General features: G+C 58.3%; 24 protein-coding genes. 6 read left to right on the forward strand and 18 right to left on the reverse strand.

Features of this window, described 5'->3' with window-relative positions; translation table 11 throughout:
• A partial coding sequence (locus ACK4FF_RS07170) for a hypothetical protein (protein ID WP_409706629.1) occupies nucleotides 1-534 on the reverse strand: 534 nt, incomplete at its 3' end.
• On the opposite strand from ACK4FF_RS07170, the gene ACK4FF_RS07175 reads away from it, so the two are divergent.
• Nucleotides 533-799, forward strand: a complete 267-nt coding sequence (locus tag ACK4FF_RS07175; protein ID WP_409706632.1) for a hypothetical protein — start codon at nucleotides 533-535, stop codon at nucleotides 797-799. The two genes, ACK4FF_RS07170 and ACK4FF_RS07175, sit on opposite strands and share 2 nt — an antisense overlap.
• A 78-nt stretch (nucleotides 800-877) precedes the next feature.
• Nucleotides 878-1,513: a hypothetical protein gene (locus tag ACK4FF_RS07180; protein ID WP_409706635.1), complete on the forward strand. Its 636-nt coding sequence runs from the start codon at nucleotides 878-880 to the stop codon at nucleotides 1,511-1,513.
• Nucleotides 1,514-1,534: 21 nt separating this feature from the next.
• Here the strand turns inward: ACK4FF_RS07180 and ACK4FF_RS07185 are convergent, their stop codons facing one another.
• Genes ACK4FF_RS07185 through ACK4FF_RS07195 form a run of 3 tightly spaced genes read right to left on the reverse strand, consistent with a single transcriptional unit; the run spans nucleotide 1,535 to nucleotide 4,823 of the window.
• Nucleotides 1,535-2,797: a hypothetical protein gene (locus ACK4FF_RS07185; RefSeq protein ID WP_409706638.1), complete on the reverse strand. Its 1,263-nt coding sequence runs from the start codon at nucleotides 2,795-2,797 to the stop codon at nucleotides 1,535-1,537.
• A 25-nt stretch (nucleotides 2,798-2,822) separates the two neighbouring features.
• Entirely contained in the window at nucleotides 2,823-3,953 is a 1,131-nt protein-coding gene (locus ACK4FF_RS07190) for a class I SAM-dependent methyltransferase (protein WP_409706642.1), read from the reverse strand.
• Nucleotides 3,954-3,983: 30 nt separating this feature from the next.
• Nucleotides 3,984-4,823 (reverse strand): CatB-related O-acetyltransferase, encoded by an 840-nt coding sequence (locus ACK4FF_RS07195; RefSeq protein ID WP_409706645.1) that lies wholly within the window; start codon nucleotides 4,821-4,823, stop codon nucleotides 3,984-3,986.
• A 110-nt stretch (nucleotides 4,824-4,933) separates the two neighbouring features.
• On the opposite strand from ACK4FF_RS07195, the gene ACK4FF_RS07200 reads away from it, so the two are divergent.
• Nucleotides 4,934-6,949 carry a glycosyltransferase gene (locus tag ACK4FF_RS07200; protein ID WP_409706648.1) on the forward strand — a complete coding sequence of 672 codons (2,016 nt, stop codon included), beginning with the start codon at nucleotides 4,934-4,936 and terminating at the stop codon, nucleotides 6,947-6,949.
• Here the strand turns inward: ACK4FF_RS07200 and folP are convergent.
• The 3 genes from folP to ACK4FF_RS07215 form a co-directional block, all read right to left on the reverse strand.
• Nucleotides 6,936-7,793, reverse strand: coding sequence for a dihydropteroate synthase (folP, locus tag ACK4FF_RS07205; protein ID WP_409706651.1), 858 nt, complete (start codon nucleotides 7,791-7,793; stop codon nucleotides 6,936-6,938). The genes ACK4FF_RS07200 and folP overlap by 14 nt on opposite strands.
• Nucleotides 7,794-8,169: 376 nt before the next feature.
• The gene (ftsH, locus tag ACK4FF_RS07210) at nucleotides 8,170-10,065 is read right to left on the reverse strand and encodes an ATP-dependent zinc metalloprotease FtsH (protein ID WP_409706654.1); all 1,896 of its coding nucleotides are present in this window, start codon (nucleotides 10,063-10,065) and stop codon (nucleotides 8,170-8,172) included.
• Between the two features lie 160 nt (nucleotides 10,066-10,225).
• Nucleotides 10,226-10,858, reverse strand: coding sequence for an RlmE family RNA methyltransferase (locus ACK4FF_RS07215; protein ID WP_409706657.1), 633 nt, complete (start codon nucleotides 10,856-10,858; stop codon nucleotides 10,226-10,228).
• A 53-nt stretch (nucleotides 10,859-10,911) separates the two neighbouring features.
• Between ACK4FF_RS07215 and yhbY the strand changes: the two genes are divergently transcribed.
• Nucleotides 10,912-11,283, forward strand: coding sequence for a ribosome assembly RNA-binding protein YhbY (yhbY, locus tag ACK4FF_RS07220; RefSeq protein WP_409706660.1), 372 nt, complete (start codon nucleotides 10,912-10,914; stop codon nucleotides 11,281-11,283).
• Between the two features lie 45 nt (nucleotides 11,284-11,328).
• Here yhbY and ACK4FF_RS07225 read toward each other — a convergent pair whose 3' ends face one another.
• The 5 genes from ACK4FF_RS07225 to ACK4FF_RS07245 all read right to left on the reverse strand — a co-directional run bounded on the left by ACK4FF_RS07225 (nucleotide 11,329) and on the right by ACK4FF_RS07245 (nucleotide 18,501).
• Nucleotides 11,329-11,796 carry a DUF4149 domain-containing protein gene (locus tag ACK4FF_RS07225; protein ID WP_409706663.1) on the reverse strand — a complete coding sequence of 156 codons (468 nt, stop codon included), beginning with the start codon at nucleotides 11,794-11,796 and terminating at the stop codon, nucleotides 11,329-11,331.
• Nucleotides 11,797-11,860: 64 nt separating this feature from the next.
• On the reverse strand, nucleotides 11,861-12,337 hold the full coding sequence (gene greA, locus ACK4FF_RS07230; RefSeq protein WP_409706666.1) for a transcription elongation factor GreA: 477 nt from the start codon (nucleotides 12,335-12,337) through the stop codon (nucleotides 11,861-11,863).
• Between the two features lie 76 nt (nucleotides 12,338-12,413).
• The gene (carB, locus tag ACK4FF_RS07235) at nucleotides 12,414-15,644 is read right to left on the reverse strand and encodes a carbamoyl-phosphate synthase large subunit (RefSeq protein ID WP_409706669.1); all 3,231 of its coding nucleotides are present in this window, start codon (nucleotides 15,642-15,644) and stop codon (nucleotides 12,414-12,416) included.
• 91 nt (nucleotides 15,645-15,735) lie between these two features.
• Nucleotides 15,736-16,920, reverse strand: a complete 1,185-nt coding sequence (gene carA, locus ACK4FF_RS07240; RefSeq protein WP_409706672.1) for a glutamine-hydrolyzing carbamoyl-phosphate synthase small subunit — start codon at nucleotides 16,918-16,920, stop codon at nucleotides 15,736-15,738.
• 627 nt (nucleotides 16,921-17,547) lie between these two features.
• A complete protein-coding gene (locus ACK4FF_RS07245; RefSeq protein WP_409706675.1) occupies nucleotides 17,548-18,501 on the reverse strand; it encodes a LysR substrate-binding domain-containing protein in 954 nt (317 codons plus the stop codon).
• Nucleotides 18,502-18,618: 117 nt separating this feature from the next.
• On the opposite strand from ACK4FF_RS07245, the gene ACK4FF_RS07250 reads away from it, so the two are divergent.
• Complete coding sequence (locus tag ACK4FF_RS07250) at nucleotides 18,619-18,861, forward strand: hypothetical protein (RefSeq protein WP_409706678.1); 243 nt, start codon at nucleotides 18,619-18,621, stop codon at nucleotides 18,859-18,861.
• 32 nt (nucleotides 18,862-18,893) lie between these two features.
• On the opposite strand, the gene ACK4FF_RS07255 is transcribed toward ACK4FF_RS07250, so the two are convergent.
• The 6 genes from ACK4FF_RS07255 to ACK4FF_RS07280 form a co-directional block, all read right to left on the reverse strand.
• Nucleotides 18,894-19,466, reverse strand: coding sequence for a hypothetical protein (locus ACK4FF_RS07255; RefSeq protein WP_409706681.1), 573 nt, complete (start codon nucleotides 19,464-19,466; stop codon nucleotides 18,894-18,896).
• A complete protein-coding gene (locus ACK4FF_RS07260) occupies nucleotides 19,454-19,954 on the reverse strand; it encodes a M23 family metallopeptidase (RefSeq protein ID WP_409706684.1) in 501 nt (166 codons plus the stop codon). Before ACK4FF_RS07260 ends, ACK4FF_RS07255 begins: the two co-directional genes overlap by 13 nt.
• 179 nt (nucleotides 19,955-20,133) lie before the next feature.
• On the reverse strand, nucleotides 20,134-21,939 hold the full coding sequence (locus tag ACK4FF_RS07265) for an acyl-CoA dehydrogenase (protein WP_409706688.1): 1,806 nt from the start codon (nucleotides 21,937-21,939) through the stop codon (nucleotides 20,134-20,136).
• Between the two features lie 92 nt (nucleotides 21,940-22,031).
• A complete protein-coding gene (locus tag ACK4FF_RS07270; protein WP_409706690.1) occupies nucleotides 22,032-22,961 on the reverse strand; it encodes an electron transfer flavoprotein subunit alpha/FixB family protein in 930 nt (309 codons plus the stop codon).
• Between the two features lie 25 nt (nucleotides 22,962-22,986).
• Entirely contained in the window at nucleotides 22,987-23,736 is a 750-nt protein-coding gene (locus ACK4FF_RS07275; protein WP_409706693.1) for an electron transfer flavoprotein subunit beta/FixA family protein, read from the reverse strand.
• A gap of 193 nt (nucleotides 23,737-23,929) precedes the next feature.
• Nucleotides 23,930-24,850 (reverse strand): histone deacetylase family protein, encoded by a 921-nt coding sequence (locus tag ACK4FF_RS07280; protein ID WP_409706696.1) that lies wholly within the window; start codon nucleotides 24,848-24,850, stop codon nucleotides 23,930-23,932.
• Between the two features lie 98 nt (nucleotides 24,851-24,948).
• Between ACK4FF_RS07280 and mltB the strand changes: the two genes are divergently transcribed.
• Nucleotides 24,949-25,983: a lytic murein transglycosylase B gene (gene mltB, locus ACK4FF_RS07285; protein ID WP_409706699.1), complete on the forward strand. Its 1,035-nt coding sequence runs from the start codon at nucleotides 24,949-24,951 to the stop codon at nucleotides 25,981-25,983.
• Nucleotides 25,984-26,012 lie beyond the last annotated feature (29 nt).

Genomic DNA, 26,012 nt, shown 5'->3' on the forward strand with positions numbered 1-26,012 from the left:
AGAGTCATCAGGGCCTGCACCGCCGCCACCGCCGCCCGTCGCACCAATAGCCAAGGCTCCACCGAAAGCCAAAGCGCCCAGGCCCGGAATTCCCAAAGCGGTCAAAAAGCCAGCGCCGGGGGGCACCAAGCCTACCAAGCCTGATTCATCACCATTTTCAGCGGCAGCCACAGTAATCTGGTCCACCAGCGGCTCGGCTGGCGTATCCATAACGGATGCGACTGCAGGGTCGTTGTCCTGCAAAGGCAAAGCCACATCCGAAGTACCGGCCAATTGCAGCACTTTCATCGAACTGGCGCTTGCGCCAGCCACAGCAATCGGCGGCAAAGGCTGCTCGGATGCCTTGATCACATCCCCGGCAAACAGCCAGGAGCCAGTGGCCAAGTTAACAGTCTGACCATCGCGAACGATTTCAAGCGCTGCGGCGCGCCCATCGGCACCGACGGAAACCAAACCAACTGAATTGGGTGGGGGCTGGATTTGCAGTGCTTCAACGTCAAGCACATCACCGATCAAAGGAGTCAAATTACTCATGAAATACACCAATTGGGTTGAGCGAGCCGCATGGCCAACACGCGGGCTTGTAGTCACTACTACTACCGGTATTGCTCAAACGGATTCAAAAAAATACGGCGAAAATACAGAGTCCCGAGAAGGCTCTGATGGATTAAAGTGGTTATATTTTCTTAACTGCACGATTGATTTTATTCGATTCCCATCCAAATGCCCACACCGCTTTCACGCTCCAAAAAAATGTAGGTATATTGCTTATAAAAAACTAATGAATTTTCTGGTTTAAACCAGCGAAATAATATTAAATAATGTTAAATAAATAACATTAACTCGCCACTTCACGATCGATAATCAGGCTTAAACCATGAACATTGAGTACATCACCGAAAAAGAACTGTCGGTCACCCGCTTCAGCAGCAGTGGCCCCATCATGGTCATGCCCTACACACAACGCGCAGAGGCCGAAAGGGCCTGTGAAAATGCAGCCCGGCGCTCTGGGCTGAAGGAAGGGCTTATCCTCGCCGTGGACGATCAGGCCCGCAAAGGCTTCATACAAGTCGCCAACACCGCTTTTCAGCGCACAGAAAGCCCCTGGTTTGGCTACTTCGCGCAAGACGCCTACGCAGGCCGCTCTTGGCTGTCCATCGCCACACAAACCCTGGAAACCTCCAACGCCAGCCTGATCGCCTTCAACGACGGCAAATGGGCTGGACTGTTGGCCTCCTTCGGACTGGCACGCCGAAGCTGGGCTGTGCGCAACTACGCGGGCCTGTTCTTTCACCCGGGCTACCTGCGCCACTACGCCGATGCCGAGCTCACCCTGCTCGCCATGCAAGACAAGCAGTACACCTACAACGCCAACAGCGTACTCATCGAAGTGGATTGGAAAAAAGACAGCGCGCCCGTGCATCCGCAGGACAAAGAACTGTTCAACCAGCGAAAAACAAACGGCTTTGGCAACCGGGTTGACAACAGCAAACTGCTGGCCCTGTTCTTCTGAACGCGGGCCAGCGTCAAAGTATTACTTGCTGTCCAGCACCAGAGAGGGCTTTGCGCCCTCATTACGCCACCAAACGCCCTTGATGCCTGCGGGCACCACCTGACGCCGGAAATTGGACCCATTCTGGCTGCTCAGCAGCAGCTCGCGCTGCTCGGGGTTAAACACCCACAGGTCAAACCCGCGTGGCGACCCCACCCAGCCCAATCGCCAGAAATAGAAATCAGACAAACGCCCAAAGGCCCCATCCAAAGCCCATTCTCGGTCCGACAGGGCGCCACATCCGCGTGATTCAGACCATTCCTTGTGCTTGCAACGGGCCTTCAATCCTTTCGCCAGCTCATCAGCATCCAACTCCACAGCCCATGCCTTGCCCGTGTCCAGGTTGAACAACACCGCAGGCAAGTCTGAATCGGCGGGGTTCACTTCTTCAGTTTTGCCGCGCAGGCCCAACATCTGTCCCAAGGCTTTCAAACTCAAGCGGGGTTTGAGCAATTGCGTGGACAGCAACAGCACCACCCTGCTCTGCGCCACATCGGTGTGTTGCATCTCAGCCAATCGGAACCGCTCGGGCAAACGCACCATACGCACAGGCTGCCCAAGCCGAAAATCCATCAACACCCCTTTCTGGTCCAGCAAATAACCCTGACTGGTCGGCACCAACACGCCACCTTCGGCGATCAAACCATTGTCAAACTCCAAAGCCCACTGGCCTGATGAATACGACACCCTCGCATACCGGACCGACATCGCTGGCTGCTGAACACAACGCTGCTCCAACACCAAGGAATCACCGTCCTTCATCAACGCCCCAAATCGGCCATCGGCCGCGGGCTGGCTGCGCAACACCCACTGACTGCCCTGCGGCAAACCACCGTCATCAACCAAGCGCTGATAAGGCGACACCGCTGCGGGCGCCAACGCCGAGGTGCATGTCAAGGGTTGTTCGGCCAAGGGTTCGCGCACCACCACCGGTTTGGGCGCAGGTGCCGTTTTGACAGGCGCTGGGGGTGGCGTTACAACCGGCTGGGCAGGTGCAGTAACCGGTGAAGGCGCAGGGCTTGCAGCCGGGGCGTCTTGCCCGGTCTCAACCTGTTCCTGCCCCGACAAGCGCTTCAGATACTCCTCCAGATAAGCCCGTCGCTGCTCGGCAGTCATCGTGGTCAAATCATCGGGGGGCACCTGCGCCTGAACCGGTAAAGCCAACACAGACGCCGCCAGCGCCGCCCTCATCAACCCACCGGCCATCGCCCGGCCCGCGAACCACTGTCCCAGCCAAGTTCTCATTGGGGCACCACCTGCATCATCACACTCACACCGGCAGCTTTTGCAGCACCACTTCAATGCCGCATTCAGCCATTGGGAAACGCGTCTGGTCCACACCCTTGCCCAGCAAACGGCCACGCACACCGTGGTCAATCTGGGCAACACTCAGCGCCTTGGCTTTGCCACGGACAGCCGACACCAGGTCCAGCACATTGATCGAAACGGGCGACCAACTCTTGTCTTTGGCCATGGTGAACGTGTGTTTGTGGTCCGTGTTGAAACGCGAAGGCCACACACCCTGCTCATACATGTCCTCATCGGGAATCTGGAACACCAGATGCCCACCGGGCTTGACCACACGCAGCCAATTGTCCAAGGCCACCGCAGGGTCACGCAAATGCTCAAGGCAGTGCGAGGAATAGAGGAAATCGAACGATGCTGTGGGTACATTGGCCAAATACTGGCCATCGCCCTGCTCCTGCTCATACACAATCAGATTCTTGATCAGCGGGAAAAACTCCAGGTACAAGGCCAGGGAATCATTGCCGCCGCCCACATCAATACCTGCGCCCTTGAAGTACCGGGTTGCAAACCGGGCATCATGCACACGCCTCAGCACCGAAATGGACGTCACACCCGGCACATTGGCCCGCAACTGCAACTTTTTGGGGTTGGGGTCGGTGGGCAACAGATAGAACCAATCCTTGACCTGCCCATACAGCCCTTTGGGCACCATCAACACATAGCCATCATCCGCCAGTGAACGAACCACCGCGTGCGTTTCGGAACGCGACTGGGTCAACGCCTGCAACTGGGGAAACTGGTCATACGCCGCTGCTTTGGCCGGGCAAGCGCCCGCCAGAAACTTCTCTTTCAAAAAGCACCAGGCACGTGTCAATACAAGTACATCGTCGGCACCAAGCTGGGGCACCAAGGCATTCATGGCGGCCAACAACTCGGCTGCAGTGTGGCCATCCACATACACCACCCGCTTCTTGACCCCACGGGTCTTGGGCAAGGCATAGCCCTGGTCAGCCCCAATCACCACGGTCGACTTGAACCCCGGAAACTGCTGATTGCCCAACTGCGCGGCCAAAGGGCCACCCGCAGCCACGAACTGGTCTGCGCCTGCAGACTGCTGCAACACCGCCCAATTCAATCGATTCAACGTACCCACAACATTCGTCCCTGTGAAATCAAAATTTATCTAGTTTTTTGGACCAGCCGCTGTCTCATCGGCCACACGGTCCACCACCTGCACCAGCACCTGTGGCCCCTGTCGGGCCAACTGAATCCGCTGAGTACTGATCAGGCAAGAATCAAGCCTGCCCTCATCCAAGGCCTCAAGCTGCGCCACACACGCCAAGGGCTTGGAAAAATCCAGCAGCACGCCAGCCCGCTGCAACTTCACCACATCGTACTGCCACCAGCGGCTGCGCTCCAACGCTTCAATCGTCGCGTCATCAAAGCGCATGCGAATCACACGCGCCGGGTTGCCCGCAACAATCGCGTAAGCAGGCACATCCTTGGTCACAATGCTACCGGCGGCCACCACGGCCCCACGGCCAATCGTCAAGGCCTTGTTGCCCGGCACAGTCACCCGTGCACCAATCCATGCGGAATCCTCAATGCGAGTCAGTTGCGGAAAAAAACCAAACCGGCTCTGCGGCACAAAGTCCGAAGCATGCTCACGAAAAAAATTCATGTAACCCACCGGGCTCGGGCTCAACCAATCAATGGGGTGGCCAGCCATACCCAGCAGTGCTTCCCGGGCAACAGACACATAATTGCCAATCTGCGCATGCCACACCACCGAGCTTTCTGAGATGTAGGAATACGCGCCCAGGCTCACATGGTTCAGCTCCAGGTTGGCTGCCAACTCCACGGGGCGGCTCACGGTCACCATGCCGTACAACTTCTCAACCAAAGACCGATGCACACGGCAGCCCAAGCGCACCATGGTCGAAGCCAGTTGCTCAGGTTCGACAAGCGCCTTGTTGGTCAAGGCCCAGCGGGCCTGAGAATTGGATTGACTGTTACCGTCCATATCACCGCGAATGAAGCCTCGGGCCCCAAAACCCGACAAGTCAAAACCGCATTGTGCGACAATCCGGGGGTAGCCGCGCAACAACTTTTGTATTTATCCCAATTCCCCGCATGGAATCTAACACATCCATCGCCGCAAGCCCGCGGTCAGCCAGCTTTGAAGAGACGCTGGCCAACCTGCTGCGCAGCGATCGGCTGGCCAGTGTCCGCATTCCCGAATTCTCCGAAGAAACCCGCAATCTGTTGTGGTGGTTCCTCATCGGGCGGGTTGAATTGGCCCGTGGGGTAGCGCCCACGGTGGACGAGTTGCGGCAGGCTTTCGAAGACATGCCTGGGTGGCCCGTGTTCGAGGGCCTTACGATGAACCGAGCCATGTACTTCCTGTGGCATGCCCGCCCGGAATTGCAGGAAAAATTCAATCTCGAAGACCCCACCGGCTTCTGGGACTTCCTTGCCTGGTTTTACAGCGACGGCATGCGCCAGCACCTGCTGGCTGACCATGTGCCCGCGAAAATCCGCTTCGCGCTGAACAAACGCGCCGACGACAGCTTGTGGGAATACGCCGAAGGCGATGAAGAGCGACCACCCCTGCTGTTGGTGCTGGTGCTGCGTACACGCCCGGAACTGAAAGACACTTTCGACCTGAACGCCCCGCTGGGCCGGCTGGCCCTGCTGTCCTGGTTCTTCACCATGGGGGCAAGGCGCTTGGGTTTGCACCCGCTGATCAGCGACCAATGGCGGCTGTGGTGCTTCACCCCCATCATGACTGGCCCGTGGGGCTTCGAATGCCCCCGCATCGCGTTCATGAGCTGGGTCATCAGCACCCAACTGCAAAACGACTATCCGCTGGACAGCGAAGAGTCCCATCAAAGTTTTCTGGGCTGGCTGGACGACAAGTTCAAAACCGACGACGAGTGGAAGTGGCTTAAAGTCCCCACCCGAGAAAAGAAACTGCATGCCCTGTACTCCACCCAGGTGCAATACCACCCACCGACTGAAAAATTCGGCGTGAACCTGATCGGTTTTGCATTCGGGGAACTGGGCATCGGCGAAGACATCCGTATGGCAGCGGCCACCTGCGAGAAGCACGGCATTCCCTACAGCGTGGTCAACATCAACCCGGGCTCGGTGGTTCGGCAAGGCGACCTGGTGCTTGAAGAGAAGGTCAAAGCCAACACCGACCCGGCCAATGCTGCGCCGTACCCGGTCAACGTGTTCTGCCTGACCGGCTTTGAAACTGCACGCATTTACCTGCAACTGGGCCCCACCTTGTTCAGCCACCGCTACAACGTGGGCTGGTGGCCGTGGGAACTGCCCACCTGGCCCAAACGCTGGTCACCCGCCTTCGAACTGGTGGACGAAGTGTGGGGCGCCACCCAGTTCAACGTCGACATGTACCGCAAGGCCACGCTCAAACCCGTGCGCAGGGTGCCGCTGACCGTGCAGGTGGACCGGGTCGCCTTGAAGTCACGCAAAGACCTTGGCCTGCCAGAAGTCGGCTACCTATTCCTGTACGTGTTTGACTTCAACTCCTACCTGGCCCGCAAAAACCCGTTTGCCGCCGTCGACGCATTCCAGAAAGCATTCAACCCCCACGACGATTCCGTGCGGCTGGTGCTTAAAACCATGCACGCGCGCGACAAAGACAACCTTTGGAAAGAGTTCAAAGCCAGGGTCGATGCCGACCCGCGCATTGTGCTGATCGACAAAACCATGGACCGCGGGGAAGTGCTGGCCCTGGTCAAAAACTGTGATGCGTATTTGTCCCTGCACCGCTCAGAAGGGTTCGGACGCACCGTTGCCGAAGCCATGCTCTTTGGCAAACCGGTGATCGCCACCAACTACTCCGGCAATGCAGACTTCATGTTCGAAGAGCACTCATTCCCGGTGGGTGGCGAAACAGTCCCCGTCAAAGCCCGCGAATACCCCTTCGTGGCCTCGGACGACAAAGCCGTGTGGTTCGACCCAGACATCAACCAAGCCGCAGAGCACATGCGCAAGGTGCGCAAAATTCCAGCGAATTCCAAGTTCAAATCAGAACTGCTGGCCAAAGCCCACAAACAGTTTGATGCGGAACACTCCGTCATGCCGCAGGCACTTCGGTCCATCTTCCTCAGACTGGCTTAAACGGTACTTGCGCGTTCAGGGCCGCCATCACGGCCAGCGCATCACAGGTCGCGCGCACATCATGCACACGCAACACTGCAGCACCCTGGCTTGCAGCGTACAAGGCGGCTGCCACTGAACCATACACACGGTCCTGTGGCGTGGCTTGGCCGGTCATTTCACCGATCATCCGCTTGCGCGACACCCCCACCAACACCCCAGCCCCAAGGGCAGAAAAACGTTGCGTAGCCTGCATCAAGCTCACGTTATGAGCCTGGGTTTTTCCAAACCCAAAACCAGGGTCAACCAACACGCGCTGAGTAGCCACACCGCTGGTGCTCAGTTCATTCAAACGCGCATCCAAAAAGCCAAAAACCTCGCCAACCACATCGGTGTATTGGGGCGCCTCCTGCATGGTTCGTGGCTCACCTTGCATGTGCATCACCACAGCACCGGCATTGCTGTGCACCAACGCCTCCAACGCCCCAAGTGCCCGAAAACCATTCACATCATTGAGAATGTCCACCCCCAAATCCAGCGCGCGCTGCATCACCTCAGGCTTCATCGTGTCAACCGACACCGGCACATTCCAGCGAACCACCTCAGCCAACACCGCGCCAACCCGCGCCCATTCCTCATCGGCAGACACCGCCTGTGCACCGGGTCGGGTTGACTCGCCACCAATGTCCAAAATGGCTGCGCCTTCTTTCAACAAGATTTCTGCATGGGCAATGGCCGAGGTTGCTGAGTTGTGTTGCCCACCGTCGGAAAAAGAGTCGGGTGTGGTGTTGACGATGCCCATCACCAAAGGGCGGCCGGTTTGCCAGGTGAGAGAAAAGCGGCCTGCGGACCAAATTACGGACATGGATATTGCACCGGGACAAAAAAGCATTTTAGTCGCAAGAAGGCACCGCGTGAGCCGTCGCATGGATGCACAGCCTCTACCGCCGCAAGAACGCACTGCGCAAGCCGCATCGCTACGCGCCCCTCTTTGCACGCACAACCGCTCGGTTCGACCGCCTCGGGGGCAACTCGCCTGTTTTTGCAGGCTCAAACAGCCCCGGGCTCGGCAGGGTCGCCCCTTAACGCGGCTGTTGGCGTGCGGGGCGCGAATTCGCGATGGGCTCACGCTGTGCATTCTCGCCCGGTGTGTGTGGGGGCGTTGAACACACCATGGTGGATCGCCAAAAAAAACGCCAACCCGAAGGCTGGCGTTTTTTACATCAGTCCGAAAACCAGGGTCAAGCCACAGGGGCTGGCTGGCTGCTCGGGTTGACCTTCTCACCACCGCCACTGCTGGGGCTGCCACCGGTCGGGGGCGTGTTGCCGCCCACAGGTGGACGAGGGTCGCGGCCTTCCATGATGTCCTTGATCTGGTCCGCATCAATGGTTTCCCATTCCAGCAGCGCTTTGGCCATGGCATGGGCCTTGTCACGGTTCTGGTCAAGAATGTCCCAAGCCACTTTGTACTGGGCATCGATGATCTTGCGAATTTCGTCATCCACCTTCTGCATGGTGGCCTCAGACATGTGGGTTGTCTTGGTCACACTGCGACCCAAGAACACCTCGCCTTCGTTTTCAGCGTACACCATGGGGCCCAGCGCCTCGGTCATGCCATAACGCGTCACCATGTCACGGGCAATGGCCGTGGCGCGCTCAAAGTCGTTCGATGCACCAGTGGTCATCTGGTCCATGAAGATCTCTTCCGCAATCCGGCCACCAAACAGCACCGCAATCGTGGACAGCATGCGCTCTTTGTCCATGCTGTAACGGTCACCTTCAGGCAACTGCATGGTCACCCCCAAGGCACGGCCACGGGGAATGATGGTCACTTTGTGCACTGGGTCGGTTTTCGGCATCAGGCGGGCCACAATCGCATGGCCAGACTCGTGATACGCCGTATTGCGGCGCTCTTCCTCAGGCATCACCATGCTCTTGCGCTCAGCGCCCATGATGATCTTGTCTTTGGCTTTCTCGAAGTCCTGCATTTCCACCACACGGCCATTTCGGCGTGCAGCAAACAGGGCTGCTTCGTTCACCAGGTTCGCCAAATCAGCACCGGAGAAACCGGGGGTACCACGGGCCAGCACAGACGCATCCACATCCGCACTCATCGGGATTTTGCGCATGTGCACTTTCAGAATCTGCTCGCGGCCGCGAATGTCGGGCAAGCCCACCACCACCTGGCGGTCAAAACGGCCAGGGCGCAGCAACGCTGGGTCCAGCACGTCTGGGCGGTTGGTTGCAGCAATCACGATGATGGCCTGGTTGGTCTCAAAACCGTCCATTTCCACCAGCATCTGGTTCAGGGTCTGCTCGCGCTCATCGTTGCCACCACCCAAACCAGCACCACGCTGGCGCCCTACCGCATCAATTTCATCGATGAAAATAATGCAAGGGGCCTGCTTTTTGGCTTGCTCAAACATGTCGCGCACACGGGCCGCGCCCACACCCACGAACATTTCCACGAAGTCCGAACCGGAAATCGCGAAGAAAGGCACCTTGGCCTCACCTGCAATGGCCTTGGCCAGCAAGGTTTTACCGGTACCGGGCGAACCCACCATCAACACACCCCGGGGAATGCGGCCGCCTAGCTTTTGGAACTTGCTGGGGTCTTTCAGGAATTCCACCAATTCCTGCACGTCTTCTTTGGCCTCGTCGCAACCCGCCACATCGGCGAAAGTGACTGGGTTGGTGCTTTCATCCAACAGTTTGGCGCGGCTTTTGCCGAAGCTGAAAGCCCCGCCCTTGCCACCGCCCTGCATCTGGCGCATGAAAAACACCCACACGCCAATCAACAGCAGCATGGGGAACCAGCTCACGAACAGGTTCATCAGCAGGGAAGGCTCTTCTTCGGCCTTGGCCCGAACCTGAACGCCGTATTTCAGCAAATCACCAACCATCCAGATGTCGCCGGGTGAATACACCACACGCTCACGGTCCTCAGACGTTTGGGCGCGCACAGTGCGGCCATCCACCACCACACTTTTGATTCGGCCGTTTTTGGCTTCCTGCATGAAGTCCGAATACGTCATCTCATTGGAACGGGCCTGTGTGCCTTCGAAGTTCTTGAACACCGAGAACAGCACCAACGCCACCACCAACCAGACCGCTGCTTTGGAAAACGAATTATTCAACGCGACATCTCCTGAATGTTCCACCCTGCTTACTGACATGGGGGCGGAATGTCCATTTTAAACCCAAGCCCGGCAAATTCGCCATCACACTATTTCATGGGGTCCATTGACCCACTCAATTAACTTTTCCAATGGGCTGAACACCCACCCAAAATAACACCTATTTCAGACCACGGGCCAGCAAAAAGGTTTCGCGGGAGCGATCGCGGGAGGCCTTCGGCTTGCGCGGGGCCACCACCTTGAAGACCTGCTTCATCTGGTGCACCACATTGCTGTAGGACGACCCATGGAAAATCTTCATGATCAGCACCCCGTTCGGCTTGAGGTGGTTCAGGGCAAAGTCGATGGCCAGTTCGCACACATGCTCTACCCGGGCTGCATCGGCCACAGCTACCCCGGACAGGTTAGGGGCCATGTCGGACACCACCAAGTCCAGCTTCTCGCCGTTGAGCCGCGTGTTCAATTCCTGCAACACCTCATCGTCCCGAAAGTCGCCCTGAATGAACTCCACACCCGCAATGGGTTCCATCGGCAGCATGTCCAGTGCGATAATACGGCCTTGGACAACGCCACCTGCCCCAACCATGCCTTCACGCAGAACCTGGGACCAGCTTCCCGGGGCGCTGCCCAAGTCCACCACATTGATGCCCGGTTTGATCAAGCCCTCAGGCTCGGCAATTTCCTTGAGCTTGAACGCAGCCCTGGCGCGGTAACCCGCCGCCGTGGCCATTTTCACGTAGGGGTCATTGATGTGGTCGTGTAACCAGTTTTTATTGACTTTCTTCTTTGCCACGGAAAACCCCGAGTTTTTCTAAGCGAAACAACGAACAACCTTGAGAACACACCATGACGCAAGCCGCACCCAACCTGACCGCCGCAGAGAAAAAAGCCCTGAAGGCACAAGCCCACGGCCTTGACCCTGTGGTCCTGATTGGAGACAAAGGCCTGACCGCCAATGTAATCAAGGAAATCGACATGAACCTGAACGCCCACGGCCTGATCAAGGTTCGGGTGGCAGGCGATGACCGTGAAGCGCGGCTGGAATACGCCCAAGCCATCTGTGACGACACCGGCGCCGCGCTGGTTCAGCACATCGGCAAACTGCTGGTATTGTACCGGCCCCAACCTGCTGAAGTGTTGGCTGCCAAAGCCAAGCCCGCACCGCGCAAACCCAAGGCGCCCCGCATGACCAAGCGCCAGCATAACGCACGGGATTAAGCCCCCGAAATACGGCCCCGCAAAGGGGCCAAAGCGCCAAGGGGCTTAGTGCTGGGCTTTTACGCCATACCGGCGCAACCCCCACACCAGCGCACCAATCATTTTGACGGAATACAGCACGCTGGACGTCATGTGCATTTGCTTGAAACGGGCTTGCGCCTCCAGCAGCGCCTCACCCGTCAACTGGCCCATGCTGGCGCGCAACGCGTTCATGTGAGGGTGCATCCAGGCCAACTCAACGACAGCCACCGCCAGCACCAACACCAAAGCCAGGTTCAGCTTGAAGTCTGCCCTCAGGGCCGAGCCCGCGTTGGACAGCAAAGCCAGCAACACCGTGGCCCCCACGCTGTACCAGCTCAACATCACGAACAGCCGCCCTGCCACAAGGCCTGCATCGGCCCGCGCCAACCACTTGAACAAACCGGGGGCCACCAGAATGGCCATGAACCACAGCGCACCCAGCCAGATGGCCCACATGGCCAACTCAAACCCGCGCACACTTCGTTCCATCATCTCGACTGCTCCTGCTGTTGAGCGGGGCAGTCGAGGACCGCCCCCACTGCGACTTTACCCCGACTCAGAGGTAACGAACTTCCAACACTTCATACTCGCGCACGCCACCGGGGGCCTGCACTGCCGCCACATCGCCTTCGAACTTGCCGATCAGGGCACGGGCAATGGGGCTTGAAATGGAAATCAGGTTGGCCTTGATGTCGGCCTCATCGTCGCCGACGATCTGGTACTCCACCTTGGCACCACTGTCCAGGTCTTCCAGTTTCACCGTGGCACCAAACACCACACGGCCTTCCGCATCCAGCGTGGACGGGTCGATGATCTGGGCGTTGCTCAGCTTGCCTTCAATTTCCTTGATTCGGCCTTCAATGAAGCCCTGCTTTTCCTTGGCCGCATCGTACTCGGCGTTTTCGGACAAATCACCCTGCGCGCGCGCTTCAGCGATCGCATTGATCACTGACGGGCGTTCCACGGTTTTCAAGCGGTGCAGCTCAAGCTTGAGCTTCTCGGCACCTTTGACAGTAATGGGTACTGTGGTCATAACAACTCTTTTCCTGCAAATGGAAAGCCGCCACCGGCGGTTTCGCCAGAGACGGCTTTCGGTTTAGACCAGACGATCAGGCGGACAGTTCCGCGTGCAATTGCTGCACGCTGTACACATCCATCTTGTTCAAATGTTTCATGCCTTCAACAGCAGCCAAGGCACCTGCCATGGTGGTGAACACCGTGACCCGCGACGTCAGGGACGTGGTGCGGATGTACCGGCTGTCATTGATGGCACTGCGGCGCTCTTCCACGGTGTTGACCACCAATTGGACTTCGCCGTTTTTCAGCATGTCCACAATGTTGGGGCGGCCTTCCAGCACCTTGTTCACCACGGTGCATTCCACACCGCCTTCGGAAATGGCCGCAGCCGTTCCACGGGTGGCGATGATCTTGAAGCCCAGCTCGGCCAGGCCTTTGGCCAGCACCACAGCGCGTTTTTTGTCTTCGTGCTTCACGCTGATGAAGGCGGTGCCGCTGGAAGGCAGTTTGACGGAAGCCGCCAACTGCGACTTCACGAAAGCCTCACCGAAACTGCGGCCCACACCCATCACTTCACCGGTGGACTTCATTTCTGGCCCAAGGATGGTGTCCACGCCCGGGAATTTCACGAAGGGGAACACCGCTTCCTTGACCGAGTAATATTCGGGCACAGGAATGTCGCTCACGCCCTGGTCCGCAAAGGTGCGGCCCGACATGCAGCGGGCGGCAATCTTGGCCAATTGCTTGCCTGTGGCCTTGGACACGTAGGGCACTGTGCGCGATGCGCGGGGGTTCACTTCCAGCACAAACACCTTGTCGTTCTGGATGGCAAACTGCACGTTCATCAAACCAACCACATTCAGGGCCTTGGCCATCAACACGGACTGGCGTTTCAGTTCGTCCACCATGGCGGGCGACAGGCTGTACGGGGGCAAACAACAGGCCGAGTCACCGGAGTGAACACCCGCCTGCTCGATGTGTTCCATCACGCCACCGATCAGGACACTTTCGCCATCGCACAAGGCATCCACATCCACTTCAATGGCGTCGTTCAGGAAGCGGTCCAACAGCACGGGGCTGTCGTTGCTCACCTTCACAGCCTCGCGCATGTAGCGCTCGAGGTCTTTCTGCTCATGCACAATTTCCATGGCACGGCCACCCAGCACGTAACTGGGGCGCACCACCAGCGGATAGCCGATGTCTTGCGCATGGGCAATGGCTTCGGCTTCGGTGCGGGCTGTGCGGTTGGGCGGCTGAAGCAGGTTCAGCTTGGACAACAGTTTCTGGAAACGCTCACGGTCTTCAGCGATGTCAATGCTTTCCGGGCTTGTACCAATGATGGGCACGCCGTTGGCTTCCAGCGCCTTGGCCAGTTTCAGGGGCGTTTGGCCACCGTACTGCACAATCACGCCGACCGGTTTTTCCAGTTGCACAATTTCCAACACGTCTTCCAGCGTCAACGGCTCGAAGTACAGGCGGTCGGACGTGTCGTAGTCGGTGGACACGGTTTCCGGGTTGCAGTTGACCATGATGGTTTCGTAACCGTCTTCGCGCAGGGCCATCGCGGCGTGTACGCAGCAGTAGTCAAACTCAATACCCTGACCAATCCGGTTCGGGCCGCCGCCCAGCACCATGATTTTTTTCTTGTCGGTCGGCTCGGCTTCGCACTCCTCTTCATAGGTGGAGTACATGTAGGCCGTGCCGGTTTTGAATTCAGCCGCGCAGGTGTCCACGCGCTTGTAGACGGGGCGCACGCCATGCTGGTGGCGCAGTTTGCGAATCTCGGCTTCCGAGGTGTCCAGCAGGTAAGCCAGGCGGCGGTCGGAGAAACCCTTGCGTTTGAGCAAGCGCAGCACGGGCTCGGACAAATCGGCCAGTGTCTTGGTTTCCAGTTCCAGTTCGATGTCAACGATGTCTTTAATCTGGACCAGGAACCAAGGGTCGATGTGCGTCAGCGCATGCACCTGGTCTACGCTGTAGCCCTGGGCGAAGGCGTCACCCACGTAGAAAATACGCTCGGGGCCGGGCTCACCCAGCTCGCGCTCAATCACTTCGCGGTCGGTTGTTTTCTGGTTCAGGCCATCCACGCCAGTTTCCAAACCACGCAGGGCTTTCTGGAAACTTTCCTGGAAAGTGCGGCCCATGGCCATCACTTCGCCCACTGACTTCATCTGGGTGGTCAGGCGGTTGTCGGCTGTGGGGAACTTTTCAAACGCGAAACGTGGAATCTTGGTGACCACGTAGTCGATGGACGGCTCGAAGGAGGCCGGGGTCAAACCGCCAGTGATGTCGTTCTTCAATTCATCCAGCGTGTAGCCCACCGACAGTTTGGCAGCGACTTTGGCAATCGGGAAACCGGTGGCCTTGGAAGCCAGCGCTGACGAACGTGAGACGCGTGGGTTCATCTCGATCACAATCATCCGGCCATTGGCAGGGTTGATGGAGAACTGCACGTTGGAGCCACCGGTGTCCACGCCGATTTCACGCAGAATCGCGATCGATGCATTGCGCATGATCTGGTATTCACGGTCGGTCAGGGTTTGGGCAGGGGCCACGGTGATGGAGTCACCGGTGTGAATGCCCATGGGGTCCAGGTTTTCGATCGAGCAGATGATGATGCAGTTGTCGGCGCGGTCACGCACCACTTCCATCTCATACTCTTTCCAGCCAATCAGGCTTTCTTCAATCAGCAATTCTTTGGTGGGGGAGGCTTCCAGACCACGTTTGCAGATGGTCTCGAACTCTTCGGCGTTGTACGCAATACCGCCACCGGTGCCACCCAAGGTGAAACTGGGGCGAATAATGACCGGGAAACCATTGCTGCCCACTTCAGCGGCAATTTTGCGCTGAACGTCCAGGGCTTCTTCCATGGAATGGGCCACGCCGGACTTGGCAGAATCCAGACCGATTTTGGTCATGGCGTTCTTGAATTTCTGGCGGTCTTCGGCCTTCTCAATGGCCTCTTCCTTGGCACCGATCAACTCCACGTTGTACTTGGCCAGCACGCCGTGTTTGGCCAGGTCCAGCGCGCAGTTCAGCGCAGTTTGGCCACCCATGGTGGGCAGCACCGCGTCAGGGCGTTCTTTTTCAATGATGCGCTCAACCACCTGCCAAGTGATGGGTTCGATGTAAGTGACATCGGCCATTTCCGGGTCGGTCATGATGGTGGCGGGGTTGCTGTTGACCAGCACCACTTTGTAACCCTCTTCACGCAGGGCCTTGCAGGCCTGAGCGCCGGAGTAGTCGAATTCACAGGCCTGGCCAATCACAATGGGGCCAGCGCCGATGATGAGGATTGTTTTTAGATCGTCGCGCTTGGGCATAACTCGCCTTTTGGGTCAAGTTGGGGTCAGTATTGATTCAAAATTCACTTCGCGGGCCGGTGCGAGGCGCTAAGGCCTCCAGCACCACCCCTCAACGCTTGCTTGCCTGAATGTCGGCAATGAAGCGGTCAAACAGTTCAGCCAGGTCGTGCGGACCGGGGCTGGCTTCCGGGTGCCCCTGGAAGCAGAACGCGGCACGGTCGGTGCGCTCCAGGCCCTGAATGGACCCGTCGAACAGCGACACATGCGTGACGCGCAAGTTGGCCGGCAGCGTGTCCGGGTTCACCGCAAAACCGTGGTTCTGGCTGGTGATGAACACACGCTTGCTGTCCAGTTCCTGCACAGGGTGATTGGCACCGTGGTGGCCAAACTTCATTTTCATGGTTTTGGCGCCACTGGCCAGAGCCATCAACTGGTGCCCCAGGCAAATACCGAACACGGGCAACTTGGTGTGGTCCAGCACGTGTTTGATGGCGGAAATGGCATAGTCGCAAGGCTCGGGGTCGCCAGGGCCGTTGGACAGGAACACGCCATCAGGGTTCAGGGCCAACACCTGCTCTACAGGCGTTTGTGCGGGCACCACCGTGACGCGGCAGCCGCGCTGGGCCAACATGCGCAGAATGTTGCGCTTGGCGCCGAAGTCGTAGGCCACCACATGGTAAGGGCGCTCACCCTGTTGGAAATGGGGCTGCTCGGCGGCCTCGCCCAGCGTCCATTCGCCTTCAGTCCATTCGTGCGTGGCCGTGCAGGACACGACCTTGGCCAAGTCCATCCCAGCCAGGCCGGGGAAGCTGCGGGCCAATTCCAGTGCACGTTCGGCGGTGAATGGCTCGCCGCTGCCTTCGGTCAGCAGACAGCCATTCTGTGCCCCTTTCTCGCGCAGAATTCGGGTCAGCTTGCGGGTGTCAATGCCAGCAATGCCGGGCACGCCATGCTTCTTGAGGTAATCGCTCAAGGGCAGTGTGGACCGGAAGTTGGACACCTGCATGGGCAGGTCTTTGATGACCAAGCCAGACAGGAACAACCCGGTGGACTCTTCATCCTGCGGGTTGGTGCCGACGTTGCCGATGTGGGGGTAGGTCAGGGTGACGATCTGGCGGCAGTAGGAGGGATCCGTGGCGATTTCCTGGTAGCCCGTCAGTGATGTATTGAACACCACTTCGCCCACCTTGACGGTGGCGGCGCCAAAAGAAATCCCTTCGAACACGGTGCCGTCGGCGAGCGCAAGCAATGCGCGCGCTTGATCCGATCTTGCGCTGGCGACTAATTTCGACAAGGGAAACTCCAATAGATGTGACAAAACCCGGGGGGCTTGGGGCCACCCGCGCAGGCTTTTGCCTGAGAACTGTTCAGCTAACCGAGCATTATACCCGAATGAGGCCCCTGATTCCAGCCTCGGCTGTCGCAAGAACACACAGCATCAGCCCATCGCTACGTGCAGCCCGTTTCGTTGCAAGAACACACGGCATAAGCCGCATCGCTACGCACCCCTGTTGCACGCACAGCCGCTGGGGCCTCCCGCCTCGGGGGCAACTCGCCTGCTTCGCTGGCTCAGACAGCCCCATGCTCGGCAAGGGCACCCCCGACGCGCCTGTTGGCGTGCGGGGCGCGAATCCGCGATGGGCTTACACCTGTGCGTTCTTGATCGGTGCTAGGCGACGCACCAGCGGTGTGTTCAAGACCCCAGTCACGCCACCGGGATGATACCAACCCGCACAAGGCGTCTGTCTGAGCGCACCCATGCGCGAAGGCCCGAGCTTGGGGCTGTCTGAGCCGTGAGTCTGCGAAGGGCGAGTTGCCCCCGAGGAGACGCCCTTGAAGGGGCGGGCTCTATCCCATCCGGTGGCGGGGGCTTTGAACCCACCGAAGTGCTTCGCCCCGCCAGCAAATGATCAACCGTGATTCAAAACTCCGGCCCCGGCGCGTCAAAGGCCTCTTTCAGCACACGCTCCATGAATTGCGCCACCACCCTGACTTTCAGCGACACCTGCCCGCTCGGCCCGGGCGGATACACCAAGTGAATAGGCACGCCACCCCTCACCGGGTCGTCGCAACGCCAGTCTTTTAGTACCTGCACCAAATCGCCACGCGCCAGCGCTGCCGAGGTCATCCAATACGCACTGCGCCCCAACCCAACCCCCGCGATGATGGCTTTAACCACCATCATCGGGCTTGAACAAGTCAGCCAGTTGTTGACCCTGTACTTTTGGCTTTCACCGCCCTCTGGGGGCCAGATTTCCCATTCTTTGACCTCCCCCCGCTGGGAGAAGGCAATGCACTGGTGGTTCGCCAGCTCAGAGGGGTGCTTGGGCTCGCCGTGCTGCTCCAAATACGCAGGGGAGGCGTACACATGGCGCCAAATGGTGCTGATGCGCTTGGCACGTAGCGATGAGTCAGCCAAAGGGCCAAAGCGAAACGCCAGGTCGATGCCCTCTTCCACCAACTGTACGGTTTTGTTCGACAGGTCCACCTGCAACTCCACCTCTGGAAACTCGGCGTGAAACTCCTTCAGGCGATCTGCCAGCAGGTATTCCCCCACCACCACCGGCATGCTGACGCGCACCAAACCTCGAGGTCGACCTGTGTTCAACTGGGCCAGTGCATCGCGGGCCTGCTGTTGATGGTCCAGCATGTGGCGGGCATAGCGCAGGTAGGTTTCCCCTGCTTCGCTGATGCGTACAGTCCGGGTGGTTCTGATCAACAAACGCACCCCAAGGTGATGCTCCAGTTGCGAAATGGCGCGGCTCACGCTGGACGGGTTTTCGTTGCGCAGCTTGGCCGCCGCCGCAAAGCTGCCGGTGTTGACCACCTGCACAAAGGCTTCTGCGGCCAACAATTCGTTGAAATGCCCACTCATGGCGCCCTCGGATTAATGCGTTTACTGCAACAGCTTAATGAATTCGAGGTGATTTATCCAATTTACAAACACGAATAACCTGTCCTTGCATCACAGCTTTTGAACAGGAGGTGCATCATGAATGAATGGCCCGACAACCTTGACGGCATGGACAACGCCCACTTGGCCCACAAGGCCGCGGTGCGGTGGTTGCGTAAATCAGCGATTGTGTTTGGAATTCTGGCAGGCACACTGGTGGTGGCAGCACCCGGTGTCGCAGGCGGCCTGAATACAGTTCGCCACTTGGGCGATCAACCGGTGACCCACTGGCTGACTGAGGGCTGGGGCAGCTCGATGAACAGCCCGGGCCTGAGTTTCTGAGGGTTGGCTATGCCATCAGGAGCTTGATGGATTTAATCTCCACCAAACTCCTTCCATTGGAACTCACCATTTTTGTACGTCAGATGGCTGGACGCCGCTTCGGTAGGGAGTTCAATGATGTACTCCCCGCCGGAAACCACTTGCTTCCAGAGGCTATCCCCAACTCGATAGACCTCAAAGGCAAGAATATTGGTCCGATTGTTGACCACACCATCGTCCAACAGTAGGTCACCTTGAACAGTGTAGGGATCGATGACCGAGCAGTCATAAACCAAAATGCCTCGCTGTCCGTAACCTTGTTGGGAAATTGCCCTCTTTGGATTGTTGAACACCGTGTTGGAACATCGGTTGCTGCCACAGGCTTTTTGAAGATCAGTGACCACAACAAGGTGAGCGCATTTTTCGGCCAATGCACCGACTTTTCGACCGAGGAGAAGACTCCGTTTATTCACGCCCTCAAAAGGCTGCAATCCTGTCATCGCTATCGGTTGCTTGATCGGGTTTGACAATGAACGCGGCTTCACCATACATTCAGGCTTGGCCCAAGCAAAACCCGTAAACCCTGCCACACTGACTAAAAAAGCCACCAAACTTAACCAGCGCATTGGGCCCCCTTTCGTAAACAAAGCAGTGAATCAAGTAACTGCGAACAATCCCTTAGCCACTGACTGCGTTCATATGGGCCAGCCTGTCGCTTGGTCAAGGGCAAGTCTGCCAAGGCCCTAGGGTCGTACCATTCAATGTGCAACATCGGATGCACCTTTATACCGCTCAAGCTCCCGATACGACCGATCAATTCACCGGGTTGCACTAACTGACCGACGTGGGTGAGCTCCTCGGCGGATAACTCTCCGTATCGAACAAGCCCTAAAGCACCGTGATCCACGGTGACTTCATACGAGCCCAAATAGAATAACCCCGAGGATATGACTCGGCCATTCGTAATGGCGACGACCGGCGAGGACAGGGGTGCGTATAGATCGCAACCGGCATGAAGCCGACGCCCGCCATCTCTCTGATTACCAAATTGTCTAGGCCGTTCGTGATAGCTGTACTGAGACAGCCACTCTGGCACTGGCCATTGCCTGTTCATCGGTGTTTTCTCCGAGTGCAAACTGCAATGCTAAGCGCGGTCTAGTCCGGGTGACAACAATGCGGTTTCTTTGAACACACTGGATCCCCCGGGGCATAAAAAAACCCGACCAGGTTGCCCCAGTCGGGTTTTTGAACCACCCCGCGGTTAGCGGGTGGGCTCATTCTCAGAACTCAAGCTCAGAAATTGGCCACAGCCATTTCTGTGACAGCGTCAGCACCCCCCACCACGCTGTCGCGCAGGCCAGGCACTGTAGACAGCACGTGGTCTGCGAAGAAGCGGGCAGTCAGGATTTTGTCGCTGTAGAAGCTGTCGGTTTCACCAGCCTTGATCTTGCCTTCGGCAACCAGCAGCGCACGGGCCATTTGCCAACCGGCCACTGTGGCACCTGCCAATTTCAGGTAAGGCACGGAGCCGGCAAACACGGCGTTGGGGTTGGACTTGAGGTTGTTGACCACATAGTCCACGGTGTCCAGCAGTGCGGCGCGTGCGGCATCCAAACGGGCAGCAACAGCCTTGGCATGGGCTGAACCAGACTCATTCAGTTGAGCCACAGTGCGGGCCATTTCGGCAGCCAGGGCCTTGGCCACGGCACCACCATCGCGTGAGGTTTTGCGGCCGACCAAGTCGTTGGCCTGAATGGCCGTGGTGCCTTCATAGATGGTCAGAATTTTTGCGTCGCGGTAGTACTGGGCCGCACCGGTTTCTTCAATGAAACCCATACCGCCGTGCACCTGCACGCCGGTGGAGGCCACGTCGATGCTCATTTCAGTGGACCAGCCTTTGACCAGCGGCACCAGGAATTCGTACACAGCCTGGTTTTGCTTGCGGGCAGCCTCGTCAGGGTGGAAGTGGGCTGCGTCATAAGCAGCACCAGCCACACACGCCATTGCGCGCGCCGCTTCCACTTGGGAACGCATGCTCAGCAACATGCGCTTCACGTCGGGGTGATGAATAATCGCCACGGCTTCGTTGGCAGAGCCATCCACAGGGCGGGACTGCACACGGTCTTTGGCGTACTGCACGGCCTTTTGGTAAGCGCGCTCAGCCACGCCGATGCCCTGCACACCCACCTGGAAGCGGGCTGCATTCATCATCACGAACATGTACTGCAGGCCTTTGTTTTCTTCGCCGATCAGGTAACCAATCGCGCCCTCACCCACGTCGCCTTTGTTGTCGCCATACAGCAACACTGCGGTTGGAGAAGCCTTGATGCCCAGCTTGTGTTCGATGGAGGCACAGAACACATCGTTGCGCTTGCCCAGCGAACCATCGGCGTTGACCAGGAACTTGGGCACGATGAACAGGCTGATGCCCTTCACGCCTTCAGGGGCGTTGGGCGTGCGGGCCAACACGAGGTGAACGATGTTGTCCGCCATGTCGTGCTCACCGTAGGTGATGTAAATCTTCTGGCCGAAAATGCGGAAACTGCCGTCGTCCTGGGGAACGGCTTTGGTGCGCACCAGTGCCAAGTCTGAACCGGCCTGTGGCTCGGTCAGGTTCATGGTGCCAGTCCATTCGCCGGAAATCATTTTGGGAATGTAGGTTTCTTTTTGTTCTTGGCTACCGGCCACCAGCAGGGCTTCAATCGCGCCGTCGGTCAGCAGGGGGCACAGTGCGAAACTCAGGTTCGCGCCGTTGACCATTTCCATGCAGGGCGTAGCCACTGCCTTGGGCAGGCCTTGACCGCCGAATTCGGTGGGGTGTTGCAGGCCTTGCCAACCGGCTTCCGTGAACTGCTTGAATGCATCTTTGAAGCCCTTGGCGGTAGTGACCACGCCGTTGTTCCATGTGGCGGCTTCAACGTCGCCAGTCCAGTTCAGGGGGGCAACCACTTCGCCAGTGAATTTGGCGTTTTCAGTCAGCACCGCCTCAACGGTTTCCTCGGTGGCGTCTTCGCAACCGGGCAGTTGGGCAACCTGGTCCAGGCCGGCCAGTTCCTTCAACACAAACATCATGTCCTTGACTGGGGCGTTGTAGCTCATCACGTATTCTCCAAAAACTTGTCTGTCTCTTCATGTGAAATCAGGCTCAACCTGTGAGCCTGACGTCTTTCTGCTTGGGGTGCGGGGTTCGCTTACAGCTTGGCGGCCAATTGCGGCACCACTTCGAACAGGTCGCCCACGAGGCCGTAATCAGCCACACCAAAGATGGGTGCTTCGGGGTCTTTGTTCACAGCCACAATCACCTTGCTGTCCTTCATGCCGGCCAAGTGCTGGATGGCACCGGAAATGCCCACGGCCACGTACAGCTGAGGGGCCACGATCTTGCCGGTCTGGCCAACCTGCCAGTCGTTGGGGGCGTAGCCTGCGTCCACGGCTGCGCGGGAGGCGCCGATGGCGGCACCCAGCTTGTCAGCCAGCGGGTTCAGGATGGCGAAGTTTTCTGCGGAACCGATGCCACGGCCACCGGACACGATGGTGCCGGCTGCAGTCAGCTCGGGGCGGTCGCTCTTGGCCAGTTCACGGTTCACGAATGCGGCCTTGCCGGAATCGGCTGCTGCGGCCACGTTTTCTGTGGCAGCTGAACCACCTGTGGCAGCCACAGGGTCGAAAGCGGTGGTCCGCACGGTGATCACTTTCACTGCGTCAGCAGACTGCACGGTGGCAATCACGTTGCCCGCGTAGATGGGGCGTTTGAAAGTGTCAGCGCTGTCCACACCGATGATGTCGGAAATCTGCGCAACATCCAGCTTCGCGGCCACGCGGGGCAGCACGTTTTTACCCACGCTGGTGGCGGGGGCAAGAATATGGCTGTAAGACGATGCGATGGCGAGGATCTGTGCGGACAGGTTCTCGGCCAGTTGGTCAGCCAGTGCGTCGGCGTCAGCCACCAGCACTTTGGCCACACCTGCAGCAGCGGCGGCTTGAGCTGCGGCACCAGCCACACCTTTGCCAGCCACCAGCACGTGAATGTCTCCACCAATTTTCTGCGCAGCCGCGATGGTGTTCAGTGTCGCAGGCTTGATGGTTTGGTTGTCGTGTTCAGCAATTACGAGTACGGACATGTTGGTCTCCTGTTTACCTGGCGGTTCAGATCACTTTGGCTTCGTTCTTGAGTTTGTCGATCAGGGTGTCGACATCAGGCACGGTGATGCCAGCAGAACGTGTGGGAGGATCGCTCACCTTCAGGAGTTTGATGCGGGGTGACACATCAACGCCCAAGTCTTCAGGCTTGATGGTGTCGATGGGCTTTTTCTTGGCCTTCATGATGTTGGGCAGGGTCACGTAACGGGGCTCGTTCAAGCGCAAGTCTGTGGTGACCACGGCGGGCAGGGAAAGGCTCACCGTTTCCAAGCCACCATCCACTTCACGGGTGACCACAGCTTTGCCGTTCTCGATAACCACTTTGGAGGCGAAGGTGCCCTGGGGCAGGTCAGCCAGCGCGGCCAGCATCTGGCCAGTCTGGTTGCAATCGTCGTCAATCGCCTGCTTGCCCAGAATCACCAGATTGGCGCCTTCTTTTTCAACCAAGGCTTTCAGAATTTTGGCCACGGCCAGGGGCTGAAGCTCAGCATCGGTTTCCACCAGAATGCCGCGGTCGGCACCAATGGCCAGCGCGGTGCGCAGGGTTTCCTGGCACTGAGCCACGCCACAAGACACCGCCACGATTTCCGTCGCCACGCCAGCTTCTTTCAGGCGTGTGGCTTCTTCCACGGCGATTTCGTCGAAGGGGTTCATGGACATTTTTACGTTGGCAATGTCTACACCGGAACCGTCGCTCTTGCAGCGCACCTTGACGTTGTAATCCACCACGCGTTTGACTGGTACTAGGATCTTCATGCGAAAGGCCATCCCTGTTTGAATTGGACAATAAGTGAATTCGGTGAAGCAACCGGGGCGCTGAGAATCAAAAAACGCACGGTCGTTCGATTTTCGGGAAGTGTACACGCAAGAAATTGATCTGTCGAGCCGTGCACGGCAGGAAATTAGGGAAAAGACTCGGAAGACCGCTTTGATCAATTCAAACAAACGTTCAGTCAGCCAAGGATGCCACATGGGCGTAAACCGATTCGGCCAATGCACCCAACTCATAGCCGCCTTCCAGGCTGCTCACCAAGCGGCCTTCGCAGTATTCATCGGCCACGCGGCGCAGGAAATGCGTCAACCAGCCGTAGTCCTCGGTGGTCAGGCGCATATTGGCCAGCGGGTCTGCCTCATGGGCGTCGAACCCGGCTGACACCAGCACCAATTGGGGTTTGAAGGCATCGATGGCCGCCAGCCAGTGGGCCTGAATGGCGGCCTTGACTTCTTCCCGCCCCGCCCCGGCCGGGACCGGGCAGTTGACCATGTTCGCCGGGCCCTGCAAACCGCCGCTGTAGGGGTACAAGGGCGACTGAAACGTGCCGCACATCAACACGCGCGGGTCATCTGCAAAAATGTCTTCAGTGCCGTTGCCGTGGTGCACGTCAAAATCAACGATCAACACACGCTCAAGCCGGTAAGCATCCAGCGCATGACGGGCTGCAATGGCAATGTTGTTGAACACACAAAAACCCATGGCGTGGTCGCGGCAGGCATGGTGGCCGGGTGGGCGCACCGCGCAAAACGCATTGTTCACCGCATGGGACATCACCAAGTCCACCGCATGCACGCAAGCCCCGGCGGCGCGGCGAGCCGCATCCAGCGACATCTCGGACAAGGTGGTGTCACCGTCAACCTCCACCGGATAACGCAAGGGAAACAGGCTGCGTATGCTTTCCACGTACGCTGCAGAGTGCACAGCGGTCACCAGGGGCCAAGCCACTTCAGGCGCCGTGCAATGAACCAGCTTGGGCCACAGGTCTGAGGCTTCAAGCCGCGCCTGTATGGCCTTCAAACGGGCCGCGCTTTCCGGGTGGCCCACGCCGGGGTTGTGCAGGGTGCAGTCGGTGTGGGAAATGTAAGCCGTGGTCATGCCGCCGCCTTGGGGCCTGCTGGCACTTGGGGTATAGTTGGGACCACGTGTTGCACCTTGTTCTCCACCTGATTCACCGTCCTTATTTCACCTGTTTCATGCGCACCATTTCGGCCCGTTGTCTCATTGTACTCACCACGCTGCTGGCCACTCAAGGCAGCTTTGCGAAAACCCGGTCTTCGGATTTGCCCGACATGATGAGTGTGGCCTATGAGAAATCAGTGGCCTTGGCCAAACGGCTGGAAGAACGGGAAGGCATCCCCGCCCAGGAAACCCTGAAAGCCCTGCAGTCGGCCAAGTACCAACCCAAAGTCGTTGACGCGGTGCGGCCCCCGAAAAGCCCCACAGTCAAGAACTGGACGGTTTACCGCGACCGCTTTGTCGAGCCGATTCGCATTCGCAAAGGGCTGAAGTTTTGGGGCGAGAATGAAGCCCTGCTGAATCAAGCCACGCAGGCCTATGGCGTTCCCGCCGAGGTCATCGTGGCCATCATCGGCGTAGAAACCATTTATGGCGAACACACCGGCAATTTCAGGGTCATCGACAGCTTGAGCACACTGGGCTTTGCCTACCCTCAAGGCCAAAAGGACCGTTCTGATTTTTTCCAGCGCGAACTGGAAGCCTTTTTTGTGCTGTGTCGCAAAGCGGGGCTGGACCCACTGGAAGTGAAAGGGTCCTACGCAGGGGCCGTGGGGCTGGGCCAATTCATGCCCAGCTCATGGTTGAATTTCGCCGTCGATGGCGACCAAGACCAGCACATCGACCTGTTTCACAGCCGTGCCGATGCCATCCTCAGTGTGGGCAATTTTCTGAAAGTGCATGGCTGGCAGGCCGGCAAAACCGGCATTGTGGCGGTGGACTTCACACGCACCGACGCACTGCCCGAAGTACTGGCCTCGGACATTTTGCCCAAGTTCACAAACCAGGCGTTGACTGAGCGCGGCATTGTCGCCCAAGGGCCTGTGCTGACTGACGAGCTGTTGGCCTTGGTCGAACTGGTGCGCGGTGAAGACTCACCTGTTTACGTGCTGGGCGGGCAAAACTTCTACGCCGTCACCCGCTACAACCGCAGCGCCTTCTACGCCACGGCCGTGCTGGAATTGGCTGCTGCCCTGCGCAGGGCAAGGCCGTAAGCACCCTGCCCTGCTCACGCTGGAAATAA

The organism is Limnobacter sp., assembly GCF_046297615.1.
In the GTDB taxonomy this organism is placed as follows: domain Bacteria; phylum Pseudomonadota; class Gammaproteobacteria; order Burkholderiales; family Burkholderiaceae_B; genus Limnobacter.

What these genes read in the sequence shown, in the direction of transcription:
- ACK4FF_RS07175 (WP_409706632.1), top strand. Translation starts at nt 533, where the DNA reads ATGAAATACACCAATTGGGTTGAGCGAGCCGCATGGCCAACACGCGGG.
- ACK4FF_RS07180 (WP_409706635.1), top strand. Translation starts at nt 878, where the DNA reads ATGAACATTGAGTACATCACCGAAAAAGAACTGTCGGTCACCCGCTTC.
- ACK4FF_RS07185 (WP_409706638.1), bottom strand. Translation starts at nt 2,797, where the DNA reads ATGAGAACTTGGCTGGGACAGTGGTTCGCGGGCCGGGCGATGGCCGGT.
- ACK4FF_RS07195 (WP_409706645.1), bottom strand. Translation starts at nt 4,823, where the DNA reads ATGGACGGTAACAGTCAATCCAATTCTCAGGCCCGCTGGGCCTTGACC.
- ACK4FF_RS07200 (WP_409706648.1), top strand. Translation starts at nt 4,934, where the DNA reads ATGGAATCTAACACATCCATCGCCGCAAGCCCGCGGTCAGCCAGCTTT.
- folP (WP_409706651.1), bottom strand. Translation starts at nt 7,793, where the DNA reads ATGTCCGTAATTTGGTCCGCAGGCCGCTTTTCTCTCACCTGGCAAACC.
- yhbY (WP_409706660.1), top strand. Translation starts at nt 10,912, where the DNA reads ATGACGCAAGCCGCACCCAACCTGACCGCCGCAGAGAAAAAAGCCCTG.
- ACK4FF_RS07225 (WP_409706663.1), bottom strand. Translation starts at nt 11,796, where the DNA reads ATGATGGAACGAAGTGTGCGCGGGTTTGAGTTGGCCATGTGGGCCATC.
- greA (WP_409706666.1), bottom strand. Translation starts at nt 12,337, where the DNA reads ATGACCACAGTACCCATTACTGTCAAAGGTGCCGAGAAGCTCAAGCTT.
- carB (WP_409706669.1), bottom strand. Translation starts at nt 15,644, where the DNA reads ATGCCCAAGCGCGACGATCTAAAAACAATCCTCATCATCGGCGCTGGC.
- ACK4FF_RS07245 (WP_409706675.1), bottom strand. Translation starts at nt 18,501, where the DNA reads ATGAGTGGGCATTTCAACGAATTGTTGGCCGCAGAAGCCTTTGTGCAG.
- ACK4FF_RS07250 (WP_409706678.1), top strand. Translation starts at nt 18,619, where the DNA reads ATGAATGAATGGCCCGACAACCTTGACGGCATGGACAACGCCCACTTG.
- ACK4FF_RS07255 (WP_409706681.1), bottom strand. Translation starts at nt 19,466, where the DNA reads ATGCGCTGGTTAAGTTTGGTGGCTTTTTTAGTCAGTGTGGCAGGGTTT.
- ACK4FF_RS07260 (WP_409706684.1), bottom strand. Translation starts at nt 19,954, where the DNA reads ATGAACAGGCAATGGCCAGTGCCAGAGTGGCTGTCTCAGTACAGCTAT.
- ACK4FF_RS07265 (WP_409706688.1), bottom strand. Translation starts at nt 21,939, where the DNA reads ATGAGCTACAACGCCCCAGTCAAGGACATGATGTTTGTGTTGAAGGAA.
- ACK4FF_RS07270 (WP_409706690.1), bottom strand. Translation starts at nt 22,961, where the DNA reads ATGTCCGTACTCGTAATTGCTGAACACGACAACCAAACCATCAAGCCT.
- ACK4FF_RS07275 (WP_409706693.1), bottom strand. Translation starts at nt 23,736, where the DNA reads ATGAAGATCCTAGTACCAGTCAAACGCGTGGTGGATTACAACGTCAAG.
- ACK4FF_RS07280 (WP_409706696.1), bottom strand. Translation starts at nt 24,850, where the DNA reads ATGACCACGGCTTACATTTCCCACACCGACTGCACCCTGCACAACCCC.
- mltB (WP_409706699.1), top strand. Translation starts at nt 24,949, where the DNA reads ATGCGCACCATTTCGGCCCGTTGTCTCATTGTACTCACCACGCTGCTG.